The 2,878-nt window shown below is 40.4% G+C and carries 2 protein-coding genes; both read right to left on the bottom strand.

The features are described from left to right. Window positions 1-1,096: 1,096 nt before the first annotated feature. Entirely contained in the window at window positions 1,097-1,420 is a 324-nt protein-coding gene (locus KO495_RS03165; RefSeq protein WP_012564904.1) for a hypothetical protein, read from the bottom strand. Between the two features lie 174 nt (window positions 1,421-1,594). Next, the gene (locus KO495_RS03160; protein WP_012564905.1) at window positions 1,595-1,960 is read right to left on the bottom strand and encodes a hypothetical protein; all 366 of its coding nucleotides are present in this window, start codon (window positions 1,958-1,960) and stop codon (window positions 1,595-1,597) included. Between the last annotated feature and the right edge of the window lie 918 nt (window positions 1,961-2,878).

Below are 2,878 nucleotides of genomic sequence, written 5' to 3'. Positions count from 1 at the left end.
TCTGCGAGGCTGGCCGGCTACCGCCGGCGTAACAGATGAGGGCAAGCGGATGGCTGATGAAACCAAGCCAACCAGGAAGGGCAGCCCACCTATCAAGGTGTACTGCCTTCCAGTCTAGTTCTAGTACTATCAATAGAACGTGTATTTATAGCATGATATTAGGTGTAGTATTTGCGGTTGTATTTGCACTATATTGTATAAAATTGCTTGATGAAAACGGTTATGAATACAGTTATAACCTAACCCAAATAACCCCGACAGGTATTCATTTAATGTATGTAAAATCACACAAAGAATAGAAACAAAAAAGCCACTCAAAAGAGTGGCTTTTTTGTCTATGAACCAGAGGATCATAAAATTGATCATTGAGATCTTGAGCATTTAGCCGTAACCTTATGCCCAGATGTGAAAAAACCAAGCCTGCAAGCTTGGTTTTTTCGAAATACTTAACTACGTTTAGACGGCGTTGTAAGTCCTTTCATGATAGATCATATCACATAAGAACTGCAAGTATTTCCAAGCAATCAGTGGTTGGGTTTAGAGTCACTAGGGTTGTGGGACAGCATCATGCGGTTGGTTTTCATACCATATTTCGCCCAGATACTGGACGAGAGACTAGCGTAACATCCGATAACGCACACCAAATGAGTGGACTGAAGCAAGAACTAGCGTAAGCAGCTAGGCAAAGAGGCTTGTAGATTGGGGAAACCCTTGCAAGGTACTGATGCAGAGGTCGGCAGAGAACGGTGAGGATGGGGGCAATACAGCCCGTAATCTCTGCACTTGAATAGTGTATTAGAATTCAAGCGAATGATGGCGATGAACGGCTCCAGTCGGCAAGCAATCAGGGTTCACACTAGAGTGATAAACTTAGCGAAAGCGGTTATCCTCTAGGGTGAGTATTACCGAAATCTAGCTCAAAACTCACCTATCAGCATACATGCCGACTTCTTTTGCTCTTCAATTCAAAAAGAATTAAAAAGAAAATATTAAGAGCTGCACGATTAGAAATGAAAGTTGCCGCAACGAGCATAAGCGAGTTAAGCCCACTTTCTTTTCTAATGTGCGAACAAGCGAAGCGCGTTAGTTGGGTCGATTATCTTCTTTTATGGATCGATGCTGACCAACTGAATGTGCTTTTTTCTTCTTTCGGTAACTTTTTCAATTCCGCTCTCGCTGCCCTTGCTATGGTGAGTCGTTTTAATTTTTCTCTGTTCCTTTTGAAAATCGTTTCAAAGGCTTGGTCTCTATAATCTTCACCGTTGCTGCTGCAGAGTGAATCTATAAGAGCAAAGTCTCTTGGCTTGAGTCCGTATACTTTTTCATAAATTGCTTTGGCCGCTTCTTTTCGTGCCACTCCTTTTTCTATTTGTAGTTCAATAAGAGTGCGGTCTTCTTGAGTAAATCGTCTTTTCTTCATTCTCTTTTTTGCTCTTAGGTTTCAAAGGACATCCTTTGGCGCGGCATGTTTTTCCAAATACGTATGTAGAGGGTGAAAACGTGCCCGTCGTGCCTATCTAAAAAATAGATATCACTGAGTAATCAATAATAAAATGCTAACTCCTTGTATTAATACGTTAATTTATGGGTAACGTTATTTTTTAAAGAAACTATCCAAAAGCGTCTTTTTTCCTTCTTTTTTCGTTGGTGTTAATACCGGCTCTTTATGCTCTCTTATCATGGCTTCTAGTTGGTCAAAACGAGTGGCGATGTAATGTAAGTCATCATCAAGCATTTCTCTTTCGTAGGCGTAATACGATTTATCAATTGAGTGATGCACTCTATCGCCATGAGTTTGATACAAATCCCTTTTATAGGCGAACAAACCTCTTACTAGCAACGCCCTTAACAGTTCTGCTTTATCTTTATGCGTGTCGTTTAACAGCTCTTCAATTTCAGCATTCACTCGACCATCCACTCGAACGGACACCAAATGAGTCTTGGATTTTGGTTTATTCATTTTCTGGTTTTCTCTTTTGCCTAATTCGATAAAGAACCGTCTTCAAATAGTCTCTCGATACCGTGATATTTTTTGTCTTTAAAAACGCAACGATGTGCTCTAGTGAGATACCTTCACTCATCAAGATGGTTATCACGTCATATAACTCCGTAATGACGGCGGTTTTAGATTTCGTTTGATGCTTTTTCGTGTACGAAAGAAGCTCTTTTTCTAACGGTGTTTTCTTTTTCACTGAATACTTTATTGATTACTGATTGATACTTTAGAGACTAGCAATAAAAAAGAAGAACGAGAATGGTTATTTCAGTTGGGCTGAAATTGGCATGATTTATCTTAGTAACCTACCTATAAACTCATTGATTCAATGGGTTAGCTTTTTAATGTTAGTTACGTTGTGATTACCCGTTGATTTCTATTTTCAAGATAGGCACGACGGGGACGTTTTCACCCCCTGCTACGCATTGGATAAAAACATCCCGTGCCAAAGGTGAAACCTTTGAAACCCTGACGCACTTCGTTTGTCTCCAGTACGCCCAAAAAAGCCAGCTACGCTTCGGGCTTTTTCGAGCGCACCGGCTAATTGTTGAAAATAGACGTTACAGGGTGATTATTGATTGAAACGGATTGTGATTTTATTGCCCTGTAAATCGCCTAGAAAGCGTCATAAACTTTCAAACTGGTTTTGGGGTATGTTGGTGTGGTTTATATCTTAAAAACGCCTCTATGGGCTTCTGAGGCTGCGAAGGCATGGTTTTTATAGGCTAACTTACGGATTTAACATAAGGGGCATAATGAACACCAATTTTGTGCGTACCTAGATTCAACACAAGACAACCTACTTCACCCGCGGGGATCTTAGGTTCTGCGTTACGGAGTCACGTGATTGAAAATAACTGGACTCTGTATATGTAACATGTA

The sequence above is a fragment of the Colwellia sp. D2M02 genome (assembly GCF_018860755.1).
Classification (GTDB): domain Bacteria; phylum Pseudomonadota; class Gammaproteobacteria; order Enterobacterales; family Alteromonadaceae; genus Colwellia; species Colwellia asteriadis.
This window is presented reverse-complemented; position numbering and strand designations above follow the sequence as displayed.